The 24,492-nt window shown below is 73.1% G+C and carries 17 protein-coding genes and 1 pseudogene; 11 read left to right on the top strand and 7 right to left on the bottom strand.

Going from position 1 to position 24,492, the window contains the following annotated elements; all coding sequences use genetic code 11:
- Positions 1-202: 202 nt before the first annotated feature.
- The 4 genes from IF37_RS0133460 to IF37_RS0133445 all read right to left on the bottom strand — a co-directional run bounded on the left by IF37_RS0133460 (position 203) and on the right by IF37_RS0133445 (position 4,474).
- Positions 203-706, bottom strand: a complete 504-nt coding sequence (locus tag IF37_RS0133460; protein WP_030751454.1) for an ATP-binding protein — start codon at positions 704-706, stop codon at positions 203-205.
- Between the two features lie 299 nt (positions 707-1,005).
- Entirely contained in the window at positions 1,006-1,773 is a 768-nt protein-coding gene (locus IF37_RS0133455) for an enoyl-CoA hydratase/isomerase family protein (protein ID WP_030751453.1), read from the bottom strand.
- An 80-nt stretch (positions 1,774-1,853) separates the two neighbouring features.
- Positions 1,854-3,083: an Ig-like domain-containing protein gene (locus IF37_RS0133450; RefSeq protein WP_173457070.1), complete on the bottom strand. Its 1,230-nt coding sequence runs from the start codon at positions 3,081-3,083 to the stop codon at positions 1,854-1,856.
- 167 nt (positions 3,084-3,250) lie between these two features.
- Positions 3,251-4,474, bottom strand: a complete 1,224-nt coding sequence (locus IF37_RS0133445) for an Ig-like domain-containing protein (RefSeq protein WP_030751450.1) — start codon at positions 4,472-4,474, stop codon at positions 3,251-3,253.
- Between the two features lie 242 nt (positions 4,475-4,716).
- Here IF37_RS0133445 and glgX point away from each other — a divergent pair, with 242 nt between their 5' ends.
- The 7 genes and pseudogenes from glgX (at position 4,717) to IF37_RS0133415 (ending at position 12,127) form a co-directional block, all read left to right on the top strand.
- The gene (gene glgX, locus IF37_RS0133440) at positions 4,717-6,960 is read left to right on the top strand and encodes a glycogen debranching protein GlgX (RefSeq protein ID WP_030751448.1); all 2,244 of its coding nucleotides are present in this window, start codon (positions 4,717-4,719) and stop codon (positions 6,958-6,960) included.
- Between the two features lie 113 nt (positions 6,961-7,073).
- Positions 7,074-7,580, top strand: coding sequence for a SigE family RNA polymerase sigma factor (locus tag IF37_RS0133435; protein ID WP_030751445.1), 507 nt, complete (start codon positions 7,074-7,076; stop codon positions 7,578-7,580).
- 113 nt (positions 7,581-7,693) lie between these two features.
- The gene (locus tag IF37_RS42945; RefSeq protein WP_079166007.1) at positions 7,694-8,368 is read left to right on the top strand and encodes a hypothetical protein; all 675 of its coding nucleotides are present in this window, start codon (positions 7,694-7,696) and stop codon (positions 8,366-8,368) included.
- Positions 8,369-8,473: 105 nt separating this feature from the next.
- Positions 8,474-9,202: pseudogene (locus IF37_RS0133425) on the top strand (dolichyl-phosphate beta-glucosyltransferase); the annotation flags it as partial.
- Between the two features lie 101 nt (positions 9,203-9,303).
- Positions 9,304-10,482: a glycosyltransferase family 39 protein gene (locus IF37_RS0133420; RefSeq protein WP_173457074.1), complete on the top strand. Its 1,179-nt coding sequence runs from the start codon at positions 9,304-9,306 to the stop codon at positions 10,480-10,482.
- Positions 10,483-10,542: 60 nt separating this feature from the next.
- Positions 10,543-10,638: a putative leader peptide gene (locus IF37_RS46690; RefSeq protein ID WP_367647137.1), complete on the top strand. Its 96-nt coding sequence runs from the start codon at positions 10,543-10,545 to the stop codon at positions 10,636-10,638.
- 82 nt (positions 10,639-10,720) lie between these two features.
- Positions 10,721-12,127, top strand: coding sequence for a sulfatase (locus IF37_RS0133415; protein WP_030751432.1), 1,407 nt, complete (start codon positions 10,721-10,723; stop codon positions 12,125-12,127).
- Between the two features lie 8 nt (positions 12,128-12,135).
- On the opposite strand, the gene IF37_RS0133410 is transcribed toward IF37_RS0133415, so the two are convergent.
- Positions 12,136-13,992 (bottom strand): ABC transporter ATP-binding protein, encoded by a 1,857-nt coding sequence (locus IF37_RS0133410; protein WP_030751429.1) that lies wholly within the window; start codon positions 13,990-13,992, stop codon positions 12,136-12,138.
- Positions 13,989-15,779, bottom strand: a complete 1,791-nt coding sequence (locus IF37_RS0133405) for an ABC transporter ATP-binding protein (protein WP_030751426.1) — start codon at positions 15,777-15,779, stop codon at positions 13,989-13,991. The genes IF37_RS0133410 and IF37_RS0133405 overlap by 4 nt, the downstream gene beginning before the upstream one ends.
- Before the next feature lie 415 nt (positions 15,780-16,194).
- Here IF37_RS0133405 and IF37_RS0133400 point away from each other — a divergent pair, with 415 nt between their 5' ends.
- From IF37_RS0133400 to IF37_RS0133390, 3 genes are all read left to right on the top strand, one after another.
- Positions 16,195-18,246, top strand: a complete 2,052-nt coding sequence (locus IF37_RS0133400) for a M4 family metallopeptidase (protein WP_030751423.1) — start codon at positions 16,195-16,197, stop codon at positions 18,244-18,246.
- Positions 18,247-18,495: 249 nt separating this feature from the next.
- Positions 18,496-20,154: a M4 family metallopeptidase gene (locus IF37_RS0133395; RefSeq protein ID WP_030751420.1), complete on the top strand. Its 1,659-nt coding sequence runs from the start codon at positions 18,496-18,498 to the stop codon at positions 20,152-20,154.
- Positions 20,155-20,223: 69 nt separating this feature from the next.
- A complete protein-coding gene (locus IF37_RS0133390; RefSeq protein ID WP_030751417.1) occupies positions 20,224-20,745 on the top strand; it encodes a DUF1990 domain-containing protein in 522 nt (173 codons plus the stop codon).
- A gap of 15 nt (positions 20,746-20,760) precedes the next feature.
- Here IF37_RS0133390 and glgP read toward each other — a convergent pair whose 3' ends face one another.
- Positions 20,761-23,379 carry an alpha-glucan family phosphorylase gene (gene glgP / locus IF37_RS0133385; protein ID WP_030751413.1) on the bottom strand — a complete coding sequence of 873 codons (2,619 nt, stop codon included), beginning with the start codon at positions 23,377-23,379 and terminating at the stop codon, positions 20,761-20,763.
- Between the two features lie 339 nt (positions 23,380-23,718).
- On the opposite strand from glgP, the gene IF37_RS0133380 reads away from it, so the two are divergent.
- On the top strand, positions 23,719-24,492 hold a 774-nt coding region (locus IF37_RS0133380; protein ID WP_037857653.1), incomplete at its 3' end, for a maltotransferase domain-containing protein.

The raw sequence follows: 24,492 nt of genomic DNA, 5'->3' as shown, positions 1-24,492 counted from the left end.
GGCCGGGGTGGCGGGCGGGGCGGCCCGGCCGGTACCGCAGCCGGCGGCGAGCGCACCGCCGGCGGCGAGCCCGGCGCCGGCCCGCAGCACATCACGGCGGTGGGTGGAGGTCACCCGCACCATTTAAGGGGGAAAGGCGGGGAAAACCGGCGATTCGTCCAGTTGACGGGGGGTGTCGGGTCGCGGCCCCGGAAACGGGCCCCTACCGGTCGGCGACCCGCATCTCGAACCAGGTCGTCTTGCCGCGCGGCAGCAGGTCCACGCCCCAGCGGTCGGCGAGCTTGTCCACCAGGAAGAGTCCGCGTCCGCTGACGTCCATGTCCTGGACCGGCATCAGACAGGGCAGACCGCGCGAGGGGTCGCGGACCTCCACCCGGATCCAGCCGGGGCGGCGCCGCATGCGCAGACCGAAGACGCGGGCGCCGGTGTGCCGTACGGCGTTGCCGACGAGTTCGGACACGAGGAGGACGGCGTCCTCGGTGAGCTTGGGGGTGAGCCGCCAGGTGCGCAGGAGGACGACCTGGGCGAGCCGGCGGGCGGTGGCCGCGGACTCCGGGCGGGAGGGCAGCGGGACCTCCGACTGCGCCGGGTCGCCGAACAGTTCGAGTGCTTTGAGTCCTTGCTCGTCCTCGACCGCGGGCGACCAGCGCGCCGCGGTCGCACGGCTGTGTCCCCGCGGCTGTTCGATGCCCTCCAGCCCCGCCATGCCCCCATGATGGCCGTCCGGCGGGTACTTGGGAGGCGTTCCGGAGGAATACGCCCCCCGTACGCCCCCGTTCCGCGCCAGTCGAGCGGCATATGCCGTCGGCATCTCGATGTCTGGTACGGCATGGTTGACCTGCGGCGACGGCTCACTTCCGGGCAAGCGCCGGGCTCCCTCGACAGTACAGATTTAAGGTGCCTATAAGGCTCCCATAAACCGCTCCATCGAGGGACCCGAATGCGACGACGCGTCAACGGCAGGGCCCCCGGCGAGGGCGGGCTGGAGGTTCATCCGGCTGACGGTCAGACGAACTTCGCCTTGCCCGGCCCCTCCTCGACGAAGCTGCGCATGCCCCGCTCACGGTCCTCGGTGGCGAACAGACCCGCGAACCAGTTCCGTTCGACGGCGAGACCGGTGTCGATGTCGGCCTCCAGTCCGGTGTCGACGGACTCCTTCGCCGCGCGCAGCGCGATGGCCGGGCCCCGGGCGAGCCGCGCGGCCCAGGCGTGCGCCTGCTCGTACACCTCGGCGGCCGGGACGACCCGGTCCACCAGGCCGATCGCCAGGGCCTCGTCGGCCTTGACCTGACGGCCCGTGAAGATCAGGTCCTTCGCCTTGGAGGGGCCGACCAGCCGGGGCAGCCGCTGGGTGCCGCCGGCGCCCGGGATCAGGCCGAGCAGGATCTCGGGCTGGCCGAGCTTGGCGTTGTCGGCGGCGATGCGGTAGTCCGCGCACAGGGCCAGCTCGCAGCCGCCGCCGAGCGCGTAGCCGGTGACGGCGGCGACGACCGGCTTGGGGATGCGGGCCACGGCGGTGAAGGAGTCCTGGAGGGCACGGGACCGCAGCACCATCGCCGCGTGGTCCATGTTCTGCATCTCCTTGATGTCCGCGCCCGCCGCGAACACCCGCTCGCCGCCGTAGATCACCACGGCGCGCACGTCGTCGCGGCGGGCGGCCTCCTCGGCCAGCTCCTTCAACCGGTCCTGGGTGGCGATGTCCAGCGCGTTCATGGGCGGCCGGTCCAGACGCAGGGTGCCGACGCCTTCGGCGACTTCCAGAGTGACGGTCATGGAGGCCAGGTTAACGGCCACTAACGACATCGGACCCGGTGCCGTAGGTCACAGCACCGGGTCCTCACGTCAGCCGGGGCTCACTTCCGCCAGTCGGCCCACGACATGTTCCAGCCGTTGAGGCCGTTGTCCGGGGCCACCGTGCGGTCGTGGGAGTTCTTCACGACCACCACGTCGCCGAGCATCGAGTGGTCGAAGAACCAGGCGGCCGGGACGGCTCCGTCGTAGCCGCCGCGCACGTCGCGCAGACCGACGCAGCCGTGGCTGGCGTTGTAGTTGCCGAAGGCGTCGCCGCCCCAGTAGTTGCCGTGGATGAAGGTGCCGGAGGTGGTGAGGCGGATGGCGTGCGGGACGTCCTTGATGTCGTACTCGCCGCCGTAGCCGACCGTCTCGCCGTTCATGCGGGTCACGGCGAGCTTCTCACTCATGACCATCTGGCCGTTCCAGGTGTCGTAACCGGGCTTGCCGGTGGTGACCGGGAGGGTCCGGACGGTCTTGCCGTCCCGGGTGACCTTCATGGTGTGCTTCTTGGCGTCCACGTAGGAGACCTGGTTGCGGCCGATGGTGAACTTCACGGTCTTGCGCTGCTTGCCGTAGACGCCGTCGCGGCCCTCGACGCCGTCCAGGTCGAGGTCGACGGTGACCTTGGTGCCGGCCTTCCAGTACTTCTCCGGGCGGAAGTCCAGGCGGTCGTTGCCGAACCAGTGGCCGGCCACGTCCACGGCGGGCTCGGTCCTGACCCGGACGGCCTTCTCGACGTCCCCGGGGCGGGTGATGCCCCGGGTGAAGCGTATGGAGAACGGCATGCCGACGCCGACGGTGGAGCCGTCCTCGGGGGTGAAGTAGCCGGTGAAGGTGTTCTTCGGGGTCAGCGTGGTGAAGCTGGAGTCCTCGGTGGCCCGGCGGCCCGCGGAGTCCTCGGCGACCGCGTGCACGGTGTACCGGGTGCCGGCCGCCAGGTGGGCCGACGGCGTCCAGGAGGTGCCGCCCGCGGTGAGCGCCCCCTCGACCTTCGCGCCCTCGTCGTCCTTGACGGTGACCTCGGTCAGCCTGCCCTTGGCCACCCCGACCTTGAGGGTGCCGCTGGTGTCGACGCCGGTGGCGCCGGACGCGGGCGCGATGCTGACCGCGGCCGTGGACCGTCCGCCCTGGGTGCCGCCCGCGGTCTTCCCGTGCCCGGAGCCGGAGCCGGAACCGGCATCCCCGCCTCCGCCGCACGCGGCGAGCGACAGCACCAGGGCGCCGGCTATGAGTGCCAGTCCCCTACGGCCCCGCCGCCCCCGCACCGACGCCCCCGGTTCAGGCCGCATGTTCAAGTTGTTCTCCCCTCGCCGGACCAGGTCAGACCCGGCCAGCTCCCCACCACTTCGGTGCGCGCATATTAACTGCCGGGTTCTGGGCGCGGTGTCAGGCGAATGTCACCGTTCCGTCGCAACATCCGCCCGCCGCCGCCGGTTTGGGGGGCCCCCGCGGCCCGTCACCGCACCGCGCTGCCCTCCCGCCACTCCCGCCAGCCCATGTTCCACCCGCCGAGGCCGTTGTCGGGCGCGACCGTCTTGTCCTTGCTGTGCACCACCTCGATGACGTCGCCGACCAGGGTGCGGTCGAAGAACCAGCCCGCCGGGGTGTCCGAGCTGCCGCCCTTGACGTCCCTGAGACCCACGCAGCCGTGGCTGACGTTGGTCTGCCCGGGGGCGTCCGGCGCCCAGTAGTTGCCGTGCAGGAAGGTGCCGGAGTCGGTGAGCTTCATGGCGTGCGGGACGTCGGGGATGTCGTACTCGCCGCCGAAGCCGACGGTCTGGCTGTTCATGCGGGTGACCTCCAGCATGTCCATCACCACCATCTTCCCGTTGTAGCTCGGGTGTTTGGGGGCGCCCGCCGTGACCGGGACGGTGGCGAGGAGCTGTCCGTCGCGCCGCACGTCCATGCTGTGCTTGGTGACGTCCACCAGCGAGACCTGGCTGCGGCCGACGGTGAAGGAGAAGGTCTTGTCCTGGAGGCCGTAGATGCCCCGCGCGCCCTCCACGTCCCGCAGGCCCAGGCTGACGGTGACCTCGGTGCCGGGTTTCCAGTACCGCTCGGGCCTGAAGTCCAGGCGGTCCTTGCCGAACCAGTGCGGACGGACCTCCACGGGCGGCCGGGCCGTGACGCTGACGGCCCGTTCGACGGCGGCGCGGTTGGTGATCTCCCGGCTGAAGGCGAGCGAGACGATCATCCCGGTGCCGACCGTGGCGCGGTTCTCCGGGGTGACGTAGGCGATGAACCGCTCGTCCGGGACGTAGGTGGTGAACGTGGTGTGCCGGGCCGAGCGGCGGCCCCGGGCGTCCAGCGCCACCGCGTCGACGGTGTACCGGGCGGCGAGCGCCAGCCGGTCCTCGTCGGGCTGCCAGGTCAGCCCGTCCTCGCTGATGTGCCCGGGGACCGGTGAGTCCTGCGCGTCCCGGGACTTGACGACGGTCACCTTCTCCAGGCGCCCGGCGGGCAGCCGGACCCGCAGCCGGTCGCCCGGGCGTACGCCCGTGCCGCCGTCGTCGGGGGTCACCCGGATGACGTCCTCGGGAGCCGGGGATCTGCCCGGCATCCCGCCCATGCCCAGCGGTCCCGAGCCGTCCGCGGAGCAGCCCGCGAGCAGCCCCGTCCATGTCAGTACGGCGGCCAGCGCGGCCCCCACGCGCCGTGCGCGTCCTTGTGCGTGCCTCACACGGGGCCCAACGACCGGCCCGCTCCGGGGAAACGTGAGTGCGAGCCACGCGCTGGGCAGAACAGGAGGGAAGGACGACACGCCGGGGAGCCCGCCCTCCGCCCGGAGGGCGCCCCCGGCACCCGCGTCGGAGCCGTCGGGGCGCGGTCGTACCGGGCGGCCGGGGGTGCCGGGACGCTCCCCCGGGCCGCCCGGCGGCCGGGCACGCCCCTCGGGCGAGCCACTGAGAAGAGGGGCCGACAGTGACGAGCGCAGCCGAGCGGCGGGCACCGGCCGGGGGGCCGGCCACCGGGAGCGAGCGACCGGCGGCGGCGAACGGCGCCCGGCGGGCCGTACCGCCCGTCCCGGCCGTGTGGCCGGGGGCGCCGACCCCGCTGGGGGCCCGGTTCCGGGTCGGTCCGGACGGGGTCGCCGGCACCAACTTCGCACTGTGGGCCGCCGGCGCCGAGGCGGTGCGGGTGTGCCTGTTCGACGAGGGGGGCCGGGAGACGCGCGTGCCGCTGACCGAGCTGACGCACGAGATCTGGCACGGCTTCGTGCCGGGCGTGCTGCCCGGACAGCGCTACGGCTACCGGGTGGACGGCCGCTGGGACCCGTGGACCGGCGCCCGCTGGAACCCGGCCAAGCTGCTGCTCGACCCGTACGCGCGGGCGGTCGACGGCGAGTTCGGGCTGCCGCCGGAGGTGTACGGACATGTGCGGGACTGGCCGGAGCAGCAGGTGGCGGACACCGTGCGGGACGAGCGGGACTCGGCGCCGTACGTGCCGAAGGGCGTCGTCGTCCACGATGACGACGACTGGTCCGACGACCGCCGGCCCAAGACGCCCTGGGCGGACTCGGTCATCTACGAACTGCACGTCCGCGGCTTCACCAAGCTGCACCCCGGCATCCCCGAGGAGCTGCGCGGCACCTACGCGGGGCTCGCGCACCCGGCCGCGATCGAGCACCTGGTGGGGCTGGGCGTGACGGCCGTCGAGCTGCTGCCGGTGCACCAGTTCGCGCACGAGGACCACCTGCTGCGCCGGGGCCTGCGGAACTACTGGGGCTACAACTCCATCGGCTACTTCGCCCCGCACGCCGGCTACGCCGCCTCCGGCACGGCCGGGCAGCAGGTCGGCGAGTTCAAACGGATGGTGCGGGCGCTGCACGCGGCCGGCGTCGAGGTCATCCTCGACGTGGTCTACAACCACACCGCGGAGGCCGGCGAGCTGGGGCCGACGCTGTCGCTGAAGGGCATCGACAACCGCGGCTACTACCGGCTCCAGGACGACGCCCGCCGGTACGCCGACTACACCGGCTGCGGCAACACCCTGCACGTCGTACGGCCCCAGGTGCTGCGGCTGATCACCGACTCGCTGCGCTACTGGGTGACCGAGATGGGCGTGGACGGCTTCCGCTTCGACCTGGCGGCGGCGCTGGCCCGCTCGATGCACGACGTCGACATGCTCTCCCCGTTCCTCGCGGTCATCGCCCAGGACCCGGTGCTGCGCCGGGTGAAGCTGATCGCCGAACCGTGGGACATCGGCTCCGGCGGCTACCAGGTGGGCGCGTTCCCGCCGCTGTGGGCGGAGTGGAACGACCGCTACCGCAACACCGTCCGGGACTTCTGGCGGCACGCGCTGCCCGACGTGCGCGAGATGGGCTACCGCCTGTCCGGCTCCAGCGACCTGTACGCCTGGGGCGGGCGGCGCCCCTACGCCTCCGTCAACTTCGTCACCGCGCACGACGGCTTCACCCTGCGCGACCTCGTGTCGTACGAGACCAAGCACAACGAGGACAACGGCGAGGACAACCGGGACGGCACGGACGACAACCGGTCCGCCAACTGCGGGACGGAGGGCGAGAGCGACGACGAGCGGGTGCGGGCGCTGCGCCGCCGGCAGCTGCGGAACCTGCTGACCACCCTGCTGCTCTCCACCGGTGTGCCGATGCTGGTGGCGGGCGACGAACTCGGCCGCACCCAGCGCGGCAACAACAACGCCTACTGCCAGGACAACGAGATCAGCTGGCTGGACTGGTCGCTCCTGGAGCAGCCCGGCTGGCGGGCGCTGTACGACCTGACCGCGCGGCTCGTCGCGCTGCGCCACCGGCATCCGGTGCTGCGCCGGCGGGCCTTCTTCTCCGGCCGGTCGCAGACCGCGGACGGACTGAGGGACCTGGCCTGGTTCACCGCGCGCGGGGCGGAGATGACCGAGGGCGACTGGTACGCGCCCGCGGCCACGCTCGGCATGTACCTGTCCGGGCGGGACATCCCGGGCCGGGACGAGCGGGGCGCGCCGGTGGTGGACGACAGCTTCCTCGCGGTGCTGCACGCGGGCGACCGGCCGACGGGGTTCGTGCTGCCGGGGCCGCCGTGGGCGGAGCGGTACGAGGTGGTCGTGGACACCGCCGTTGAGGAGCAGTCCCGGGCACCGGGTACGGTCCACCGGGCGGGGTCCCGGATCACGGTCCCGGCGCGGACGGTGCTGCTGCTGCGGGTCGCCTGAACCCGTCCGACGCCCGGGAGTGACGCGGATCACGCTCCGCCGGTGCAGCGCCGGCGGGGGTCCAGGGCCTTTCTCCTGGTGTAGACAGCCGGCGAGAACGGGGACCCATGGGGATGGAGCAGGCCAGGGCCGGTGAGTACGACGCGTTCGTGGCGGCCCGCTGGTCGGTGTTGTTCCATCTGGCCCGTCTGCTCACCGGCGGCGACCGGCACCGGGCCGAGGACCTGTTGCAGGAGTCCTTGGTCAAGCTGTGGTTCGTCTGGCCGAAGGTCGCCGACGAGGCGCCGGAGGCGTATGTGCGCAAGGTGCTGGCGCGGGCCGCGGCCCGCTCCGCCCGCCGGCGCTGGTGGGGCGAACGGCCCGTCGAGGAGCTGCCCGAGACGGCGGCGGCCGGCGATCTGTCGGTGACCGTCGCCGAGCGCTCCCGGCTGGAGGCGGCGCTCGCGCGGCTGACCCCGCAGCAGCGGGCCGCCGTGGTGCTGCGCTACTACCAGGACCTGCCCGACCGGCAGGTCGCCGAGACCCTGGGGTGTCCCGTGGGCACGGCCCGGTCCCATGCCGCGCGCGGGGTGGCTCGGCTGCGCCGGCTGCTGGCCGACGTCGTCGAGCCGGTGGCGTGAGGGAGATGGACCACATGGACCACATGGACCACATGGACCGCGGGGATCACACGGGCCACGGGGATGGCACGGACCGCGGGGATCGCACGGACCTCGGGGATCGGACGGACCGGATGGAGCGGACGGACGGCGGGTACCGGCCGGATCGCGTCGGCCGGCCCGATCCGACGGATCAGCCCGACGCCCTGGACCCCTTCGAGCGGCAGCTGACGCGGCTCATGCGGCTGGACCGGCAGCCGGCGCCCTTCGAGGCCCGGCACCGGGAGTCGCTGCGCGCGGGCGTGCGGGCCCGGCGCCGGGTGCGCGCGGCACGCCGGGCCGCCGGTTCCGTGCTGGCGGTGGCCGGGCTGGGCCTGGGGCTGTTCCTGTGGCCGCACGGCCACACCGACGACCGGCCCACCGCACCGCCCCCGCGGCCCTTCACCAGCCCGGGTCCCACGCCGAGCACGACACCGTCACCGCCGCCGACCCGGACGCCCAGCGGACCGCCGCCCACGTCGACATCGACCACATCGACCACGTCATCGTCGTCCTCGTCGTCCTCGTCGTCTTCGTCGTCCTCGACCTCCCCGGCGACCTCGACCTCCTCGACGTCCTCCCCGCCGGTACCGGGCGACACCCCGAGCACCACCCGGGCGCCCACGGCCGGCGGGACCCCGGCCGACTCCGGACACGGGCCGCCGTCCGCCACGGCCACCGCCCGGGCCGGCGGCGGCACCACCGCGCCGGCGAGCACGCCCGCCGAGCCGTCGGACCGCCCCTCCGAGACGGCCGGACCGGGCGGTTAGCCCGTGCCGCCCGCCTCGCCCGCCCGTGCCCTCCGCACGCCCCACACCCGAGAACAGACGGGGAACCACGTGACCCACATCCGACCGAGCCGGCCCCCGGCCGGAGTGCCGGTGCCCCGGCCCGCCCTCCTGCGCACGCCCCCGGAGGAGCCCGTCCTGGACGTGGCCGTACCGGTGTTCAACGAGGAGAAGGACCTGGAGCCCAACGTCCGCCGGCTGCACGCGCACCTGCGGGACACCTTCCCCTACCCGTTCCGGATCACCATCGCCGACAACGCGAGCACCGACCGCACCCCGGCGATCGCCGCCCGGCTCGCCGCCGAACTCGCCGGGGTGACCTCGCTGCGGCTGGCCGAGAAGGGCCGCGGCAGGGCGCTGCGGGCCGCCTGGTCGGGGTCCCGGGCTCCCGTGCTGGCGTACCTGGACGTGGACCTGTCCACCGGGCTCACCGCGCTGCTGCCGCTGGTCGCCCCGCTCATCTCGGGCCACTCCGACCTGGCCATCGGCACCCGGCTTGCGCCCGGCGCGCGGGTGGTGCGCGGGACCAAGCGCGAGGTCATATCCCGGTGCTACAACGTCCTGCTGCGCTGCACGCTCGCCGTCGGCTTCTCCGACGCGCAGTGCGGGTTCAAGGCCGTCCGGCGGGAGACCGCCGAGCGGCTGCTGCCGCTGGTACGGGACGGGGAGTGGTTCTTCGACACGGAGCTGCTGGTGCTCGCCGAGCGGGCGGGGCTGCGGATCCACGAGGTGCCGGTGGACTGGGTGGACGACCCGGACAGCAGCGTCGACCTGTTCGCCACCGCGCTGGCGGACCTGCGCGGGATCGCCCGGATGCGGCGCACCCTGGGCCGCCGCCGTCCGGGGCCGGTGGCCCGGTGACCGCGACCCTGCCCCGCCTCGACGCGGCGCCCGCCCGCAGCACGCCCGGCGCGCGGCTGCGGGCCGCCGCCCGCCACCACGGGCCGGTCCTCGCCCTGTTCGGCACGCTGAAGCTGGCCGGCTTCTGCTCCTTCATGTACCTGCTCTCCGCCACCGGGGACTACCGCGCCAAGCACCCCCGGTTCGGCGGCGGCGCGCACGCCTGGGACGTGCTGGCCACCTGGGACGGCTGGTGGTACCAGCAGATCGCGCTGCACGGCTACGACCCGAAGCTCGTCCCGGTCCCGGGCGCCACCGGCCTGATCACGCTGGAGGGCAACTCGGCGGCGTTCTTCCCGCTCTACCCGGCCCTGATCCGGCTCACCTCGACGCTCACCGGGCTCGGCTCGTACGGCGCCGGGCTGCTCGTCTCCATCGTCGCCTCCTTCGCCGCCGCCCTCGGCGTCTACGCGATCGCGGACCGGTTCGGCGGGCGGCGGGCCGGGCTGGCGGCGGCCGGGCTGTGGGCGGTGTGGCCGGGTTCGGGCGTGGAGTGGGCGGTCTACTCCGACTCCCTCTACGTGGCCCTGGCGGCCTGGGCCTGCTGGGCCGTGCTCACCCGCCGCTGGCTCACCGCCGGTGTGCTCACCTTCGCGGCCGGCCTCAACCGGCCCACGGCCGCCGCGCTGATCGCCGCGCTCGGCGTGGCCGCGCTGCTCTGTCTGCGCCGGCGCGAGGACGGCGTGCTGCGCCCGGTACTGGCGATGGTCATGGCCCCGCTCGGACTGCTCGGCTACCTGCTGTGGGTCGGTGACCGGATGGGCGACCTGGGCGGCTACTTCAAGCTCCAGTCGGGCGCCTGGGCGCACAGCTTCGACTACGGCGAGCAGACCCTCGACGTGCTGACGTCCGTGCCGGTGGGCAAGTTCGACTACCTCTTCGCCTACCCCTTCGCGGACGTCATCTCGGTCGCCGTCATCCTGCTCGCGGCCGCGCTGCTGCCGCTGCTGCTGCGGCTGCGCCCGCCGGCGGTGCTGGTCCTGTACACCGTCCTCACGCTCGCGCTGGTCCTCGGCAGCCAGCAGATCGTCGCCAACATCTCCCGCTACCTGCTGCCCTGCTTCCCGCTGTTCCTGCCGCTCGCGGTCGCCATGCGCCGGCTGAGCCTGCCGGTGCAGTGCACGCTGCTGGGCATCGCGGCCCTGGCCTCCGGCTCGTACGCCGGTTACGCCCTCTTCGAGCTGGGGGTGCCGTGATCCCGCCTGCCGGACAGCGTCTTGACGGCCGGTACGGACGCCTGGCACCGTCCTGGGATCATGAAGCCGACCATCGAACACGCATGCGCGCCCCTCGCGCTCGTGGGGCGGCGGCACGTGGATCTGTGCCGGCAGTCCAGCGCCCTCTGTCGCTGAGCCGCACCCTCCTCCACCTCTTCCCTCCCTCCTTCACCTCGTCGTGCCCCGCGTCGGGGCACGGCCGTTCCGAGGATTCCGCATGCCCGACATATCCCGCCGTGCCTTCGGCGGTCTGCTCGGCGGCGGCGCGGTCACCACCGTCGCCGGCGCCGCCACGCCCGCGCAGGCCGCCCCCGCCGAACGCCCCTTCCGGGCCCGTACCGCCGCCGCCCCCGGGACGCGCCCCAACTTCCTGGTCATCCTGGGCGACGACCTCGGCTGGGCCGACCTCTCCTCCTACGGCGCCCCGCACATCAAGACCCCGAACCTGGACCGGCTGGCCCGCCAGGGCGTGCGCTTCACCGACGCCTACTCCGGCTCGGCGACCTGCTCGCCGACCCGCTTCAGCCTCTACACCGGCCGCTACCCGGGCCGCACCGAGGGCGGCCTCGCCGAGCCCGTGGCCGACAGGTCCCAGGGCCTGGACCCGGACCACCCCACCCTCGCCTCCCTGCTGAAGAAGGCCGGCTACGACACGGCGCTCATCGGCAAGTGGCACTGCGGCTGGCTGCCCGACCACAGCCCGACCAAGTCCGGCTGGGACGAGTTCTTCGGCAACTTCGGCGGTGTCCTGGAGTACTTCTCCAAGCTCGGCCAGCTCGGCGAACACGACCTGTACGAGGGCGACGCCGAGTACCGGGACCTGCGCTACTACACGACCGTCCTGACCGAACGGGCCGTCGAGTACGTCGGCCGGAAGCACACCCGGCCCTGGCTGCTCAACCTCAACTTCACCACCCCGCACTGGCCCTGGCTCGCCGAGGGCGACGAGGAGACCGGCGCGGAGATCGCCGCGCGGATCCGGGCCGCGAAGAATCCGGGCCAGGTCACCGAGGCCCTCAACCACCGCGACGGCGGCTCGGTCGCCAAGTACACCGAGATGGTGCAGAGCCTGGACGCGGCGGTCGGCGAGGTGCTGGCCGCGCTGCGCCGCTCCGGGCAGGAGGAGAACACCCTGGTGCTGTTCGCCAGCGACAACGGCGGGGAGCGCTGGTCGTACCAGTGGCCGCTGAGCGGCGAGAAATTCGTCCTGAAGGAGGGCGGCATCCGGGTGCCGGCCATCGTGCGCTGGCCGGCCCGGATCGACGGCCACCAGGTCAGCCACGAGCCGAACTTCTCCCCCGACTGGACCGCGACCCTGCTGGAGCTGGGCGGTGCCCGTCCCGACCCCGCCCACCCGCTGGACGGCACCAGCCTCGCCGGCTACCTGCTGCGCGGCGAGGAACTCCCCGAGCGCGACCTGTTCTGGCGGGTGCGGGCCAACCGGGCGTTGCGCCGCGGCGACTGGAAGTACTACCAGGACGCCGCCGGCACCGACCACCTCTACCACCTCGCGTCCGACCTGCGCGAACAGGCCGATCTGGGGCGGGACCGGCCCGCGTTGCTGGCCGAGCTGAAGGGGGCGTGGGAGAGGATCGCGAGCGGTCTGCTGCCGTACCCCGGCTAGCGGGCCGGCTACGCCAGGCTGTCCCGCCACGCCCGGTGCAGGTTCGCGAAGCGGCCGGTGCCCGCGATGAGTTCGGCCGGGCGGCCGTCCTCGACGATCCGGCCGTGCTCCATCACCAGGACCCGATCCGCGATCTCCACGGTGGACAGCCGGTGCGCGATCACGACGGCCGTCCGGCCGCGCAGCACCGTCGACATCGCGCGCTGGACGGCCCGCTCCCCCGGGATGTCCAGCGAGCTGGTCGCCTCGTCCAGGATCAGCACGGCCGGGTCGGCGAGCAGTGCCCGGGCGAAGGCGACCAGCTGGCGCTGCCCGGCGGAGATGCGCCCGCCGCGCTTGCGGACGTCGGTGTCGTAGCCGTCGGGCAGCGCACTGATGAACTCGTCGGCGCCGATCGCCTTCGCGGCCGCCTCGATCTCCTCGCGGGTGGCGTCGGGCCGGCCGATGGCGATGTTGTCGGCGACCGTGCCGGAGAACAGGAACGCCTCCTGCGTCACCATGACCACCCCGCGCCGCAGTTCCGGCATCGCCAGCTCGCGCAGGTCCACGCCGTCCAGCAGCACCCGCCCGTCGGAGGGGTCGTAGAAGCGGGCGAGCAGCTTGGCCAGGGTGGACTTGCCGGCGCCGGTGGAGCCGACGACCGCGACCGTCTGCCCGGCGGGCAGGGTGAGGTCGAAGCGGGGCAGCACCTCGCCGCCGGTGCGGTAGCCGAACCGGACCCCGTCGAAGACCACCTCGCGGCCGGGGAACTCCGTCGTCAGCGGCGGGAGTTCGCGCGGCCGGGCGGGCTCCGGCACGGAGGGCGTCTGGGCCAGCAGTCCGGCGATCTTCTCCAGTGAGGCGGCGGCCGACTGGTAGGAGTTGAGGAACATGCCCAGCCGGTCGATCGGGTCGTAGAGCCGGCGCAGGTACAGCACGGCCGCCGCCAGCACGCCCAGTTCCAGTGAGCCGGACGCCACCCGGTGGGCGCCCCAGAGCACGATCCCGGCGACCGCCGTGTTGGCCACCAGCCGGGAGCCGACCACGTAGCGGGCCATCTCCAGCAGCGTGTCCCCGTTCGTGCGGGCGTGCCGCGCGTTCAGCCCGGCGAACTCGGCGTCGTTCGCGGCCTCCCGGCGGAAGGCGCGCACCGGACGGATGCCGTTCATGGTCTCCACGAACTTCACGATCACGGCCGCGATCGCCGTGGAGCGCTCCCCGAACACCCGCCCCGCGCGCCGCCGGTAGAGCCGGACCAGCGCGTACAGCGGCACGAAGGAGGCCACCGCGACCGCGCCGAGGCCGAGGTCCAGCCAGAGCAGCAGCGCCGCGATGGAGACGAAGGACAGCACCACGGTCACCAGCTCCTGGAGCCCCTCCTCCAGGAGTTCGCGCAGCGACTCGACGTCCGTGGTGGACCGGGAGATCAGCCGGCCGGAGGTGTACCGCTCGTGGAAGTCGACGCTCAGCGCCTGCGCGTGCCGGAAGATCCGCCCCCTCAGGTCCAGCAGCCCGTCCTGGCTGACCCGGGCGGAGGTCTCCACGAACGCGAACTGGAGGATGCCGGAGGCGAGCGCGCACAGCAGGTAGCCGACGGCGACCGCGACCAGCGGGCCGTGCCGGTCGTCGCGGAACGCCGGTACGGCGGTGTCGATGGCGTACGCCACCAGCAGTGGGCCCGCCTGCACCGCCGCCTGCTGGAGCAGCAGCAGGAGCGTGGTGAGCGCGACCCGGGCCCGCAGGGGCGCGAGCAGCGAGCGCAGCAGGGCCGCGGTGGCGCCGGGCGGGGTGGGCAGGACGTCCCGGTCGAAGGGGTCGCCCGCGTCCGCCGGGCGGGACGGATCGTCGTCGGTGACGGCGGGGGTGGAGGCGGTCGTGGCGGTCAACGGGAGTCCTCCTGTTCCCCGGACATCAGATGGGCGTACTCGGCGTTCTCCCGCAGCAGTTGCTGGTGGGTGCCGACGGCGGCGATCCGGCCGCCGGAGAGCAGGGCGACCCGGTCGGCGAGCAGCACCGTGGACGGGCGGTGGGCGACGATCAGCGCGGTGGTGTCGGTGAGGACGTGGCGCAGCGCGGCCTCCACGGCGGCCTCCGTGTGCACGTCGAGCGCGGACAGCGGGTCGTCCAGCACCAGGAACTCGGGGCGGCCGACCACCGCGCGGGCCAGCGCCAGGCGCTGCCGCTGGCCGCCGGAGAGGCTGAGGCCCTGCTCGCCGACGCGGGTGCCGGTGCCCTGCGGGAGCGCGTGCGCGAAGTCGGCCTGGGCGATGGCGAGGGCCCGTTCCAGCTCGGGCTCACCGGCGCCGTCCGGGGCGCCCATGAGCACGTTCTCGCCGACGCTCGCCGAGAACAGGGTGGGTTCCTCGAAGGCGACGGCGACCCTGGCGCGCAGTTCCTCGCGGGTCATGGCCGTGATGTCGACGCCGTCCAGGGTGATCCGGCCGGAGGTGACCTCGTACAGCCGGGGGACGAGGGCGGTGAGCGTCGTCTTGCCGCTGCCGGTGGCGCCGACGAGGGCCATGGACTCGCCGGGCCGGATGTGCAGGTCGACGTGGGCGAGGAGGGGCGGGGAGCCGGGGGGCGCGTCGGGGTAGCGGAACCGGACGTCCTCGAAGCGGAGCCCTCGCGCGGCCGGGTCCTTCACCGGTGCGCCGGCGGCGGGGCCGGCCGCGGCCGTGCCGTCCTCCGGTTCCTCGTCCATCACCTCGAAGTACCGTTCGGTGGCCGTGGCCGCCTCCTGGCTCATCGCCAGCAGGAACCCGATGGAGTCCACCGGCCAGCGCAGTGCGAGGGCCGTGCTCAGGAAGGCGACCAGCGTGCCCGCCGAGAGGCCGCCGTCGGCCACCCGCACCGCGCCCAGGACCAGCGCCGCCCCGATCGCCACCTCGGGCAGCGTCACGATGACGCTCCAGATCGAGGCGAGCAGCCGCGCCTTGCGCAGTTCCGTGTCCCGGAGCCGGACCGCCAGCTCCCGGAAGGCGCGCGCCTGGCTGCGGTGCCGGCCGAAGCCCTTGACGACGCGGATGCCGAGGACGCTCTCCTCGACCACCGTGGCGAGGTCCCCGACCTGGTCCTGGGCGCGCCGCGACACCTCGGCGTACCGCCGTTCGAAGACCGCGCAGGTCCACATCACGGGGACGGCGGGGCCGAGGACGACCAGCCCCAGCACCCAGTCCTGCATCAGCATGATCACCAGGCCGACGAGGATGGTGACGCCGTTGACGAGCAGGAAGGTCAGCGGGAAGGCGAGGAACATCCGCAGCAGCATCAGGTCGGTGGTGGCGCGCGAGAGCAGCTGGCCGGAGGCCCAGCGGTCGTGGAAGGCCACGGGCAGGCGTTGCAGACGGCGGTAGAGGTCCGCCCGCATCCCCGCCTCCACGTACGACAGCGGGCGGGCCACGAGCCAGCGCCGGACGCCGAACAGGACCGCCTCGGCGACACCGAGCAGGAGCAGGTACAGGGCGCCCAGCCACACGCCGGCCGGGTCATGGGCGGCGACCGGCCCGTCGACCATCCACTTGAGGACGAGCGGGATCACCAGCCCGGTACAGGAGGCGACGACCGCGACGACCGCGGCGGTGATCAGCCGTGCGCGCACGGGGCGGACGTACGGCCACAGCCGGAGCAGGGCGCGCGGGGCGGAGCGGTCGGTGGTTGCACGTGTCGTGGGCATCAACCGCGAGCGTACGGACCGCCGCCTGTATCGCCCACCGAGTTTTGGCCGCGCCCCGCCGGACCCCCGCCGCACCCCTCGCCGCACACCCGCCGCACCCCGCCGTGGCGCCGGGTCCGGGGGCCGGTGCGGCGCCCCGGGTGCACATCCGTCCAACGGTCCGCATAACGAACATGAACGACCGGACAACGAACCGTTTTTGGCCAACTTAGTGACGCGGTCCTGACAAGTAGGGAGATCTCCTGCCACTCTTCCCTGGCCGACTCACAGCAACCTCACAGCTTCCGCACGTCGAACGGGCCGGCCAGCACCCGCACCTGGTTCCGCGCAACGCCCTGTTCTGCCCCGGACGCCCCAACCCTCCGTCCGGTCTCCCCTGGCCGCGCACCCCGCGGCCACGCAGAAGGAGTCAGTGTTGAGAAGCAGTTCCTCTCGCGGACGCACCTCCCACACCCCGTCGCGCACCCGCACGCCCCGCCGCACCGCCACCGTCGCCCTCGCCGGTGTCGCCGCGCTGATCGCCGCCGCCGTCCAGTCCGGCTCGGCCACCGCCGCCCCGGCGCAACCGCCGGCCGGCCGGCCGAACCCCGCGCACGTGGCGGTCGAGCTCACCCCCTCGCAGCGCGCCGAGCTGATCCGGCGCGCCGACACCACCAAGGCGGCCACCGCCAGGTCGATCGGCCTCGGCGGCAAGGAGCGGCTCGTCGTCAAGGACGTCGTCGAGGACGCCGACGGCACCCTGCACACCCGCTACGAGCGGACGTACGGCGGTCTGCCGGTGCTCGGCGGCGACCTGGTCGTGGCGTCCAGGTCGGGCAGGACCGTGGACGTGGTCCGGGCCACCGGCGCCACGCTCAAGGTCGCCGGTCTCACCCCGGCGGTGCCGCGGGCCGCGGCAAAGCGGCAGGCCGTGCAGCGGGCGAGGGCGCTCGGCGGGACGGCGCCGGCCGCGGACAGCGTCCGCACCGTGGTCTGGGCGGCCTCCGGCAAGCCCGTGCTGGCGTACGAGACGGTCGTCGGCGGGCTCCAGGACGACGGCACCCCGAACCGGCTGCACGTCATCACCGACGCCACCACCGGCCGGAAGCTGTACGAGTACCAGGGGGTGAGGAACGGCGTGGGCAACACCCAGTACAGCGGTCAGGTCGCGCTGACCACCACCCAGTCGGGCTCGACGTACACGCTCACCGACGGGGCGCGCGGCGGACACAAGACGTACAACCTGAACCGCGGCACCTCCGGCACCGGCACCCTGTACTCGCAGTCCTTGGACACCTGGGGCAACGGGGCCACCTCCAACGCCGCCACCGCGGGCGCGGACGCCCACTACGGCGCCGCGCTCACCTGGGACTTCTACAAGGCCACCTTCGGCCGCACCGGCATCAAGAACAACGGCGTCGGCGCCTACTCCCGCGTCCACTACGGCAACGCCTACGTGAACGCCTTCTGGGACGACAGCTGCTTCTGCATGACCTACGGCGACGGCACCGGCAACGCCAAGCCGCTGACCTCGATCGACGTCGCCGGCCATGAGATGAGCCACGGCGTCACCTCGGCCACCGCGAACCTCAACTACAGCGGGGAGTCCGGCGGCCTGAACGAGGCGACCAGCGACATCATGGCGGCCGGCGTGGAGTTCTACGCGAACAACGCCACCGACGTCGGCGACTACCTCGTCGGCGAGAAGATCGACATCAACGGCAACGGCACCCCGCTGCGGTACATGGACAAGCCCAGCAAGGACGGCGCGTCCAAGGACAACTGGTACTCGGGCATCGGCGGGGTCGACGTGCACTACTCGTCCGGCCCGGCCAACCACTTCTTCTACCTGCTGAGCGAGGGCAGCGGCGCCAAGGTGGTCAACGGCGTCAGCTACAACTCGCCGACGGCGGACAACCTCCCGGTCACCGGCATCGGCCGGGACAAGGCGCTCCAGATCTGGTACCGGGCGCTGACCACCAAGTGGACGTCCACCACCAACTACGCGGGCGCGCGCACCGGCACCCTCGCGGCGACCGGCGAGCTGTACGGCACCTCCAGCGCCGAGTACAAGGCGGTGCAGGACGCCTGGGCGGGTATCGGGGTGGGCGCGCGCTCCGGCGGCGGGAGCGGCGGCGGCACGTCGTACGAGAGCAGCACGCCGGTGGCCGTCCCGGACAACGGACCCGCCGTCACCTCGGACATCACCGTCTCCGGCCGGACCGGGAACGCGCCGGCCGGCCTCCAGGTGAGCGTCGACATCACGCACACCTGGCGGGGCGACCTGGTGATCGACCTCGTCGGCCCGTCGGGCACCGCCTACCGGCTGAAGAACGCCAGCTCCTCGGACTCGGCGGACGACGTGAACGAGACCTACACGGTCAACGCCGCGGCCGAACCGGCCAATGGAACGTGGAAGTTGCGCGTACAGGATCAGGCCACCTACGACACCGGAACGATCAACGGCTGGAAGCTGACCTTCCCGTAAACCACACGCCACGGGCCCGGGATCACGGGGCCGTCCGGGGGTGACGCACCCCCGGGCGGCGCCCGTTCACACGCCCGCAACGTTTACCGGACAGGCGATTTTCGGCCAACATCACTTCAGGGGCCTGACATGTACGCGCCCTTGATGTCACTCTCTCTCCACCCGCCGCAGCAGCACAGCAACTTCACAACGCCACACTCTCCGGCCAGTAACCCCACACTGACCGGACTCCCCCACGAAGGAGCTTGCGTGAGCCCCCTCTACGCGCGTCACAAGCGCATCACCCTGGCCGTCGCCACCGCTGTCGCCGCCGGAGCCCTCGTCTCCACCGGTCTGACCACCAGCGCGAGCGCCCAGACCCCGGCCGGTGCCGCCGCCAAGCCCCTGGCCGCAGCCCCGACCACGCTGTCCGCCGCTGCCCGCACCACCCTCATCCGGCAGGCCCAGGCCGACGCCGCCCGGACCGCGCGGCACATAGGTCTCGGCGCCAAGGAGAAGCTGGTCGTCAAGGACGTCGTCAAGGACGTCGACGGCACCGTCCACACCCGCTACGAGCGCACCTACGCCGGTCTGCCGGTGCTCGGCGGCGACCTGATCGTCCACACGGCCAAGTCCGGCAAGGCCGAGGGCATCACCAAGGCCAACAAGTCGGTCATCAAGGTGGCCTCGCTCAAGCCGCAGGTCACCGCCGCCAAGGCCGAGAAGCAGGCGGTGTCCGCCGCCAAGGCCCTCGGCTCCGCCAAGACCAGCGCGGACGGCGCCCGCAAGGTGATCTGGGCCGGCTCCGGCAAGCCCGTCCTCGCCTACGAGACGGTCGTCGGCGGCCTCCAGGACGACGGCACCCCGAACCAACTGCACGTCATCACCGACGCCGCCTCCGGCAAGAAGCTCTTCGAGTACCAGGGCGTCGAGAACGTGACCGGCACCGGCAAGAGCCTGTACTCCGGCACCGTCAGCCTCGACACCACCCTGTCGGGCTCGACGTACCAGCTGACCGACGCCGGCCGGGGCGGTCACAAGACCTACAACCTGGCCCGCAAGACGTCCGGCACCGGCACGCTGTTCACGGACGCCGACAACGTCTGGGGCACCGGCACCGCGTCCAGCTCCAGCACCGACCAGACGGCGGCCGCCGACGCCGCCTACGGCGCCCAGGAGACCTGGGACTTCTACAAGAGCACCTTCAACCGCAGCGGCATCAAGAACAACGGTGTCGGCGCCTACTCCCGCGTCCACTACGGCAACGCCTACGTGAACGCCTTCTGGGACGACAGCTGCTTCTGCATGACCTACGGCGACGGCAGCGGCAACGTCAACCCGCTCACCTCGCTGGACGTGGCCGGCCACGAGATGAGCCACGGCGTCACCTCCAACACCGCGGGCCTGAACTACTCCGGTGAGTCCGGCGGCCTGAACGAGGGCACCTCGGACATCTTCGGCACGGGTGTCGAGTTCTTCGCGAACAACCCCAACGACGTCGGTGACTACCTCATCGGCGAGGAGATCGACATCAACGGCGACGGCAGCCCGCTGCGCTACATGGACAAGCCCAGCAAGGACGGCGGCTCGGCGGACTACTGGTCCTCCACCGTCGGCAACAAGGACGTGCACTACTCGTCCGGCGTCGCGAACCACTTCTTCTACCTCCTCGCGGAGGGCAGCGGTTCGAAGACGATCAACGGTGTCACCTACAACTCGCCGACGTACAACGGCGCCGCGGTCACCGGCATCGGCCGCGCCAAGGCGCTCCAGATCTGGTACAAGGCGCTGACGACGTACATGACGTCGACGACCAACTACAAGGCCGCCCGCACGGCGACCCTGAACGCGGCGTCCGCGCTGTACGGCTCGACCAGCACCGAGTACAAGGCGGTCGCCGCCGCCTGGACCGGGGTCAACGTCAGCTAGTCGCACACGGCGCGCCAGGGCGGCACCCGGGAGTACCTCCTCCCGGGTGCCGCCCTACCCTTGTGACCCATGTCCCCGGCGCCCTTCACCTACGAGCCGGTCGGCGCGACCCGCGACGACCTGGCGTTCTGCCCGCCCGGCTTCCACCCGATGTTCGTCCGCACCCGTATCGGAGAGGGCCACGAGGTGTTCCGGCGGGCCGCCGAGGCGGTCCTGACCTGGGAGATGCACCGCGCCCTGGGCGTCGGCATCGACGCCACGGCCGACCGCGCCGCCCCCGGTGCCGACGTCACGGTCACCCTGGCCGGCGTGGTCAAGGCCCCCTGCCGCATCGTCTGGACGGTCGAGGAACCCCGCCGCGCCGGCTGGGCCTACGGCACCCTCGAAGGCCACCCCGAGTGCGGCGAGGAGGCCTTCGTGGTCGACCGCACCGGAGACGGCACGGTCTGGCTCACCGTCGCGGCCTTCAGCCGGCCGGCCAAGTGGTACGCGAAGGCCGGCGGCGCGGCGACCCGGGGCTTGCAGCACGCGTACGCCCGCCGGTGCGGCACGGTGCTCAGGCGGCTGTCCGCCCGGGCCGGCGAGGGCTGAGCACGCCGGGGCGGGTCAGCGCAGCACCATCCCCGCTCCCTCCACCACCTCCTGCGACGGCACCGTCACCAGGCCCGTTTCGGCGCCGCTGGCGAGGAGCCGGTGGGCGGGCAGCACGCGGACCGTGTAGCCGTAGGGGCCGGTGCGGTCCAGGGAGAGGGGACCCTCGTAGAGGAGGCGGCCCTCCAGGTCGGGGGCGCCCGTCGCCTTCAGCGGGACGACGGTGGCGTCGGTGATGCGGTCCTCCGCGTCCACCCGGCCGGACACCGCCTGCACCTCCACGTCGTCCGGACCCAGCCCGCCCAGGCCCACCCGGACCCGCAGGCCCACGGTGGTGCCCAGCTCCGCCGTGGCCGTCGTCGCGGTGGTCTCGACGTGATCCACGCTCACCCCCGGCCAGGCGGCCCGCACCCGGGACTTCCACTCGGCCAGCTCCCGGGCGGTGTCCGGGGTCAGCGCCCGGTGCGCCCGCGCGGCGGGGGCGTAGAGCCGGTCGACGTACTCGCGGACCATGCGGCCCGCCAGCACCTTCGGGCCCAGCAGGGACAGCGTCTGGCGGACCATCTCCAGCCAGCGGTCGGGCAGTCCGCCCCGCCCGCGCTCGTAGAAGCGCGGCGCGACCCGCTGTTCCAGCAGGTCGTACAGGGCCGCCGCCTCGATGTCGTCCCGGCGGTCGGGGTCGGTGCCGACCCCGTCGGCGGTCGGGATGGCCCAGCCGAAGTCCGGCTTGAACCACTCGTCCCACCAGCCGTCCAGCACCGACAGGTTGAGGCAGCCGTTGAGCGCCGCCTTCATCCCGCTCGTGCCGCACGCCTCCAGCGGCCGCAGGGGGTTGTTCAGCCAGACGTCACAGCCCGGGTAGAGCTTCTGCGCCATCGCCATGCCGTAGTCGGGCAGGAAGACGATCCGGTGCCGCACGCGGGGGTCGTCCGCGAACCGGACCAGCTCCTGCACCAGCCGCTTGCCGCCGTCGTCCGCCGGGTGCGCCTTGCCCGCGATCACGATCTGCACCGGCCGCTCGGGGTGCAGCAGCAGTTCCGTCAGCCGGTCCCGGTCGCGCAGCATCAGCGTCAGGCGCTTGTACGACGGCACCCGGCGGGCGAACCCGATCGTCAGCACGTCCGGGTCCAGCGCCCCGTCGATCCAGCCCAGCTCGGCGTCGCCGGCGCCGCGTTGCCGCCATGAGGCCCGCAGCCGCTCCCGCACCTCCAGCACCAGTTGCTCGCGCAGGGTGCGGCGCAGCTCGAAGATCTCCTGGTCCGGGATGTCCGCGACCGAGTCCCAGCGCTCGGAGCCGCCGACGCTCAGCGCGTCCTCGGTCCGCTGGGCACCCACCTGCCGGGCCCCGAGCCGCAGCACCTCCGGCGCCACCCAGGTCGGGGCGTGCACCCCGTTGGTCACGGAGGTGATCGGCACCTCCTCGGCGTCGAACCCCGGCCACAGTCCGGCGAACATGCCCCGGCTGACCTGTCCGTGCAGCAGGGACACCCCGTTCGCCCGCTGGGCCAGCCGGAGCCCCATCACGGCCATGTTGAACAGGTTGGGCTCGCCGCCCGGGTAGGTCTCCTCGCCCAGCGCCAGGACGCGTCGCACGTCGAGGGCCGGGAGTTCGGCGTCCGGGCCGAAGTGCCGGCCGACCAGCTCCCGGTCGAAGCGGTCGATGCCGGCCGGGACCGGGGTGTGCGTGGTGAACACCGTGCCGCCCCGCACGGCCTCCAGCGCGGAGTCGAAGTCCAGCCCGCCGGCGCAGAGTTCGGCGATCCGTTCCAGACCGAGGAACCCGGCGTGCCCCTCGTTGGTGTGGAACACCTCCGGCACCGGGTGCCCGGTGAGCCGGCAGTACGTCCGCACCGCCCGCACACCCCCTATGCCGAGGAGCATCTCCTGGAGCAGCCGGTGCTCGCTGCCGCCGCCGTAGAGCCGGTCGGTGACCCCGCGTTCGCCGAGGTCGTTCTCCTCCACGTCCGAGTCGAGCAGCAGCAGCGGCACCCGGCCGACCCGCGCCAGCCAGATCCGGGCACGCAGCTCCTTGCCGCCGGGCAGGGCGAGGGAGACCCGGGCGGGGGTGCCGTCGGACTCCTTCAGCTGGGTGAGGGGCAGTTCGTTGGGGTCCAGCACCGGGTAGTGCTCCTGCTGCCAGCCGTCCCGGGAGAGGGTCTGCCGGAAGTACCCGTGCCGGTACAGCAGTCCCACCCCGACCAGCGGTACGCCGAGGTCGCTGGCCGCCTTCAGATGGTCGCCGGCGAGGATGCCGAGGCCGCCGGAGTACTGCGGGAGCGCGGCCGTGATGCCGAACTCCGGGGAGAAGTAGGCGACGGCGGCGGGCAGGCCGTCGGACTGGGCCTGGTACCAGCGGTCTCCGGTCAGATAGTCGTCGAGGTCGTCGGCGGCGGCGGCGAGGCGGCGCAGGAACCGCCGGTCCGCGGCCAGTTCGGCCAGCCGGGCCGGCCGCACGCCGCCCAGCAGCCGTACCGGGTCGCCGCCGGCCGAGGCCCATGCCTCGGGGTCGACGGACTGGAAGAGATCGCGCGTTTCCGCATGCCAGGACCAGCGCAGATTGCGCGCCAGGTCGTTCAGCGGCCGGAGGGGGTCGGGGAGAACGGGACGGACGGTGAACCGACGGATCGCCTTCACATTCCTACCTCGGGACGCGTTGCGGGTGAGACGCACCGAGCTGTACGTCTCGTCGTCGTATCCGACGGTAGTGGTTACCGCGCGGTCGGTGGGGACGTACCCCGCCGGGGGTGTCGGAGGGGGCGTCAACACCCGGTCACCGGGCACCCGGAAGGAAGGGGCCGGTTCTGCGGGTGGACGTACGCGCGAGTAGTTAACAGAGTGCCGGATTGCCCACCCGAACCCGGTGGGAAGGCTCCTTTTCGGTACTCACCCCACAGGCGCACCACAGCTCACCCGCAGGACCCACCTCCCCACACCCATCCGCCCACAACCACGTTGATGCGGACAGGAGCGGTCATGCCCGCCACGCACCACTCGTCAGCACCCCCGACCAGCAGCAAGGCCAAGGCACCAGGAAAGAAGACGACGGGCGGGAAAGGTGCCGCGCCGCCCGGCACCGCCGTGCCGCCCGCCGCCGGGGAGCGGTCCGCACCGGGCGCGGCCACCGCCTCGGGCCGCATCCCCATCCTCGACGTACGTCCCGTGGTCCAGCACGGCCGCAGGCCCGCCAAGGCGGTCACCGGGGAGTCCTTCGAGGTCACGGCCACCGTGTTCCGGGAGGGCCACGACGCCGTCGCGGCGAACGTGGTGCTCCGCGACCCCGGGGGCCGGCCCGGTCCCTGGACGCCGATGCGGGAACTCGCCCCGGGCACCGACCGCTGGGGCGCCACCGTCACCCCGGGCGAACCCGGCCTGTGGACCTACACGGTTGAGGCGTGGTCGGACCCGGTCGGCACCTGGCGGCACCACGCCCGGATCAAGATCCCGGCCGGCCTGGACAGCGAGCTGGTCCTGACGGAGGGCGCGCTGCTGTACGAGCGGGCCGCCGCCGGGGTCCCGGAGGCGGACCGGCAGCCCGTCCTGGACGCGGTGGCGGCCCTGCGGGACGGCGGCCGTCCGGCGGCCTGGCGCCTCGCGGCGGCGCTGGCTCCTCGGGTGGAGGCGGTGCTCGCCCGGCACCCGCTGCGGGAGCTGGTGACCGCCTCCGACCCGATGCCGCTGCTGGTGGAACGCGAACGCGCCCTGTACGGCTCCTGGTACGAGTTCTTCCCCCGCTCCGAGGGCACCCCC

It is taken from the genome of Streptomyces sp. NRRL S-31, from assembly GCF_000718775.1.
Taxonomy (GTDB): domain Bacteria; phylum Actinomycetota; class Actinomycetes; order Streptomycetales; family Streptomycetaceae; genus Streptomyces.
The sequence above is the reverse complement of the archived record's forward strand: the minus strand, read 5'-3'. Positions and strand labels throughout refer to the sequence as shown.